Below are 4,770 nucleotides of genomic sequence, written 5' to 3'. Positions count from 1 at the left end.
CGCGGCCGCCGCGGCCCTGGGAGGGACCGCACCGCACCACCGCCGTCCCGATCGTCCGGCCGGACGCCGCGACCCGATCGGTGCCCCAGTCGGGCGGGCCGCCCGACCCCAACGCACAGTCGGCCGGTCCGCCCGACCTCAGCCCGCCGACCCAGATCGGCGTGAGCGGCCAGGTGGCGGAGTTCCCCACCACCCGGGTGCCGAACCTGGGCCCTGAGTCCGAGCGGGTGACCGACCGGCCCGGGCGGGCCGCCTGGATCGGCCGCGCGCTCGACAACGACATCGTCATCCACGACGTACTGGCGTCGCGCCATCACGCCTTCCTGACACCGACGCCGGCGGGCCCCGAGATTCGGGACGCCAACAGCAGCAACGGCACCTTCGTCAACGGGGTGAAGGCCGCGTCCGCGGTGCTGTCCGAGGGCGACGTCGTGACGATCGGCAACGTCGACCTGGTGTTCTCCGGCGGGATCCTGATCCGCCGCCAGGAGGCGGCGGCGCGCACCGGCGGGCTGGAGGTGCGCGGCGTCGACTTCAGCGTCAACGGCAAGAACCTGCTCGAGAAGATCTCGCTGACGGCGCGCCCCGGCACGCTGACCGCCCTGATCGGCGGGTCCGGCGCGGGCAAGACCACGCTGTCGCGGCTGATCGCCGGGTACGCCACCCCGACCGCCGGGGTGGTCACGTTCGAGGGGCACAACATCCACACCGAATACGCGTCGCTGCGGACCCGGATCGGCATGGTCCCCCAGGACGACGTGGTGCACCGCCAGCTGACGGTCAACCAGGCCCTGGGCTACGCGGCCGAGCTGCGGCTGCCGCCCGACACGAGCAGGGCCGACCGGGAAGAGGTGGTCGCCCAGGTGCTCGACGAGCTGGGGCTGACCCAGCACGCGGACACCCGGGTCGACAAGCTCTCCGGCGGGCAACGCAAGCGGGCGTCGGTGGCCCTCGAGCTGCTCACCGGGCCGTCGCTGCTGATCCTCGACGAGCCGACCTCGGGCCTGGACCCGGCGCTGGACCTGCAGGTGATGACCATGCTGCGCCAGCTGGCCGACGCCGGCCGCGTGGTGCTCGTCGTCACGCACTCCCTGACCTACCTCGACGTCTGCGACCAGGTGCTGCTGATGGCGCCCGGCGGCAAGACCGCGTTCCTGGGGCCGCCCGACCAGATCGGCGCGGCCATGGGCACCACCAACTGGGCGCAGATCTTCGCGAAGGTGGGCGCCGACCCCGACGAGGCCAACCGCCGCTTCCTGGCGCAAAACAAGCCGCCGCCGCCCGCGCAGACGGAGGCGCCGGCCGACCTCGGCGTCCCGCCGCGCACCAGCATGCGCCACCAGTTCTTCACCGTCGCCCGCCGCCAGGTCCGGCTGGTCGTCGCCGACCGCGCGTATTTCGTGTTCCTGGCGCTGTTGCCGTTCGTCATGGGCGCGCTGTCGCTGACCGTTCCCGGCCACACCGGCTTCGGGTACGCCGACCCGACGAGCGACTCGGCCGGTGAGGCCGGGACCATCCTGACCCTGTTGACGATGGCCGCGGCGTTCATGGGGACCGCGCTGACGATCCGCGACCTGATCGGTGAGCGGCCCATCTTCCGGCGCGAGCAGGCGGTCGGCCTGTCGACCACCGCATACCTGCTCGCCAAGATCGCAGTGTTCTGCGTGTTCGCCGTCGTGCAGGCGGCGATCGCCACCGCCATCGTGGTGATCGGCAAGGGCGCCCCGAAGCGGCCGGCCGTGCTGCTCGGGAATGCCACCCTCGAGTTGTTCGTCGCCGTCGCGGCGACCTGTGTGGCCGCGGCGATGCTCGGCCTGCTGCTGTCGGCGCTGGCGCGCTCCAACGAGCAGATCATGCCGCTGCTGGTGGTGTCGCTGATGGGCCAGATGGTGCTGTCCGGCGGGATGGTGCCGGTCACCAACCGGATCTTCCTCGACCAGCTGTCCTGGGTGGTGCCGTCGAGGTGGGGGTACGCCGCGCAGGCGGCGACCGTCGACCTGTGGACCGTGGCGCCCGGGCCGCAGAGCCCGCGGGACAGCCACTTCCAGCACACCGCGGGCGCCTGGCTGTTCGACATGGGCATGCTCGCGGCGCTGTCGATCGGCTACGCCGGCCTGGTGCGGTGGCGCATCCGGCTCAAGCACTGAGGCTTTCAGCCGTCCAGCCGCAGCCCCTGCGCCACCGCGAAGGCCACCGCCTGCCCGACATCCACGCGGGCGCCCGCCAGCGAGGCGGTCCGCCACAACGACGGATCGACGACCGCCCCGCGCAGGTCGGCGTCGTCGAGGCGGGCGCCCGTCGCCCGCGCGCCGGACAGGTCGGCGCCGCGCAAGACCGCCTTGCGCAGGTCGGCCTCCACGAGGCTGGCCTCCCGCAGCCGGCAGCCGCTGAGGTCGACGCCGCGCAGGTCGTTACCACCGAGCACCGCCAGCGTGAAGTCCACCTCGTCGAAGGAGATCGGCCGCATCCGGCACTGCACGAAGACCGAGCCCAGCATGCTGCACTGCTCAAACGCGCTGTGCCACAACGAGGTTCGCCGGAACGTGCAGTTGCGGAACGCCGACCCGCGGTGTCGGGACTCGGCCAGGTTGGCGCCGCCGAAGTCGCACCCGTCGAACACGGCCCGTTCGGTGTCCAGGCGGGTGAGGTCCTCGTCGGTGAAGTCGTGGCCCTCGAAGTGGCGATCGGCCCACCGCTCGGTCAATTGGCCGTCAGGGTGGCCAGCGCGTATTCGCTGACCGCGATCAGCGCGTCGGTGGCCGACCGGCGGTCCCGGGCGTCGACCGTGATCACCGGGATGTGCGGGGGCAGGGTGAGCGCCTGCCGGACCTCCGCGACCGGGTAGCGCGGCGCGCCGTCGAACTCGTTGACCGCCACCAGGAACGGGAGGTTGCGGTGCTCGAAGAAGTCGACGGCGGCGAAGCTGTCCTCCAGGCGCCGGCAGTCCACCAGCACGATGGCCCCGATGGCGCCGCGGACCAGGTCGTCCCACATGAACCAGAACCGCCGCTGGCCGGGGGTGCCGAACAGGTAGAGCACCAGGTCTTCGTCCAGGGTGATGCGGCCGAAGTCCATCGCGACGGTGGTGGTCCGCTTGTCCGGGGTCGCCTCGAGCGCGTCGACGGCGGCCGAGGCGTCGGTGAGCATCGCCTCGGTGCGCAACGGCATGATCTCCGACACCGCCCCGACGAACGTCGTCTTGCCGGCGCCGAAGCCGCCCGCGATGACGATCTTCGTCGAGGCGTGGGCGGAGTCGGCGTACACGTCGGGGTGCGCCTCAGAGTGCCTTAAGGCCACGCAGGGTCCTTCCTATCAGTTCGTGGCGCTCATCTCTGGTCGAACGCTCGGACAACGTCCTGTGCACCCGAAGGTAGCCGGACAACACCAGATCGCCGACCAGGACGCGCGTGACACCCAGCGGCAGATCCAGCCGGGCGGAGATTTCCGCGACCGAGGGGCTGCCGGTACACAATTGGATGATCTTGCCCTTCGCGTCGTCGGGCGGCCACCGGTGCGCCAGCCCGGCCTGCAACGTCTGGATCGGCGCTTCCACGGGAAGCTCAACGTCGGTGCCGGTCCGCCCGGACGTCAGGGTGTACGGGCGGACCAAGTTCCCTTTACGTGCGGTCGGCCGGGGCTCGCGTTCGTCCATCGCGGCTCACGAGACGCCGGACCGGCGGGTGGACTGCACCACGCCCCCGACCCGTTCGACCAGGATGGCCATCTCGTAGCCGATCTGACCGATGTCGCACGACGTCGCGGCCAGCGTGGCCAGATGCGAGCCGTCGCCGACCCGCATCAACAGCAGGTAGCCGTTCTGCATCTCCACCACCGACTGCAGCACCTGGCCGCCCTCGAACAGCTGCGCGGCGCCGGTCGCGAGGCTGGCCAGCCCGGACGCCACCGCGGCCAGCTGGTCGGCGCGCTCGCGCGGCAGATGTTCGCTGGCGGCGATGGGCAGCCCGTCGACCGAGACCAGCAGGGCGTGCGCCACCCCGGGGACCTCGCGGGCGAACCGCGTCACCAACCAGTCCAGCGTGGGGGCACCGGCCGCGTGTGAGGAGTTGCCGGGCGACGTCATTCCTGATCGTCCCCCTGCTCGCGGGCGTGCGACCGGCCGGTGCGCACGCCGCCGAAGTGGCTGCTGAAGGAGGCCCGGACCGCGTCGGGGTCGCGGCCCGCGGCCGCGTGCTGCGGCTCCCGGGCGGAGGCCGGCTGGTCCTGTTCGGCCAGACCGTTGGCGGCGCCGGGCACCAGCCGGGCGCCCGGCGTGCGGACCGGCAGGCCGTGCTCGGCGGTGCGCGACTCGACGGGCTTCTCCTCGGCCGCGGCGGCCAGCGTCCAACCGCGGTCCCACACCGACTGCCAGTCCAGGTCGGGGCTGTTGACCAGGTCGTGCGGATCGCCCAGCATCTCCGACATCAGCCGCCGGTAGATCACGTCGTCGTCGGCCGGGGTGGGGTTGGGGGCGGCCGGAATCGACGGGCCGGGCGCGCTCGGGGTCTTGTCGGCCTCCCGCGACCGCGCGGCGAAGAACGCCGACGTGTCCGACGCCGCCCGCACCGGCGCGGGTTTCGGCTCCGGGGCGGCAGGCGTGGACGGGGTCGCCGGGGCGGCCGGTGTCGCGGGGGTCCCGCTCTCCCACCACGGCGTGGGCAGTTCGCGCCGCGGCCGCTCGGGCGGCTGTTCGGCGGGCGGGGCCGGCACCTCGGTGATCCCGCTGGAACCGGGGTTGCGGCGGGGCAGCAACGTGACCGGCGGGGCGGCGTC

General features: G+C 72.7%; 5 protein-coding genes and 1 pseudogene. 1 reads left to right on the top strand and 5 read right to left on the bottom strand.

What is annotated here, in order from left to right; translation table 11 throughout:
* The coding region (locus HMPREF0591_RS08025; protein WP_007167974.1) for an ATP-binding cassette domain-containing protein at positions 1-2,147 on the top strand (2,147 nt) is incomplete at its 5' end.
* Positions 2,148-2,152: 5 nt separating this feature from the next.
* On the opposite strand, the gene HMPREF0591_RS08020 is transcribed toward HMPREF0591_RS08025, so the two are convergent.
* The 5 genes and pseudogenes from HMPREF0591_RS08020 to HMPREF0591_RS08000 form a co-directional block, all read right to left on the bottom strand.
* Positions 2,153-2,704 carry a pentapeptide repeat-containing protein gene (locus HMPREF0591_RS08020; RefSeq protein ID WP_007167973.1) on the bottom strand — a complete coding sequence of 184 codons (552 nt, stop codon included), beginning with the start codon at positions 2,702-2,704 and terminating at the stop codon, positions 2,153-2,155.
* Entirely contained in the window at positions 2,701-3,297 is a 597-nt protein-coding gene (locus tag HMPREF0591_RS08015; protein ID WP_040621399.1) for a GTP-binding protein, read from the bottom strand. Before HMPREF0591_RS08015 ends, HMPREF0591_RS08020 begins: the two co-directional genes overlap by 4 nt.
* Complete coding sequence (locus HMPREF0591_RS08010; protein WP_007167971.1) at positions 3,278-3,652, bottom strand: DUF742 domain-containing protein; 375 nt, start codon at positions 3,650-3,652, stop codon at positions 3,278-3,280. Before HMPREF0591_RS08010 ends, HMPREF0591_RS08015 begins: the two co-directional genes overlap by 20 nt.
* Before the next feature lie 6 nt (positions 3,653-3,658).
* Positions 3,659-4,081, bottom strand: coding sequence for a roadblock/LC7 domain-containing protein (locus HMPREF0591_RS08005; RefSeq protein ID WP_007167970.1), 423 nt, complete (start codon positions 4,079-4,081; stop codon positions 3,659-3,661).
* Positions 4,078-4,770, bottom strand: a pseudogene (locus tag HMPREF0591_RS08000) (ATP-binding protein); the annotation flags it as partial. The gene HMPREF0591_RS08005 and the pseudogene HMPREF0591_RS08000, both read right to left, overlap by 4 nt.

It is taken from the genome of Mycobacterium parascrofulaceum ATCC BAA-614, from assembly GCF_000164135.1.
GTDB lineage: Bacteria > Actinomycetota > Actinomycetes > Mycobacteriales > Mycobacteriaceae > Mycobacterium > Mycobacterium parascrofulaceum.
Note: the sequence above shows the minus strand (reverse complement) of the source record. Positions and strands in the feature narration are given on the sequence as shown.

Bases quoted from the DNA above. Each gene is read 5' to 3' on its own strand.
- HMPREF0591_RS08010 (WP_007167971.1), bottom strand. From the start codon at position 3,652: ATGGACGAACGCGAGCCCCGGCCGACCGCACGTAAAGGGAACTTGGTC.
- HMPREF0591_RS08005 (WP_007167970.1), bottom strand. From the start codon at position 4,081: ATGACGTCGCCCGGCAACTCCTCACACGCGGCCGGTGCCCCCACGCTG.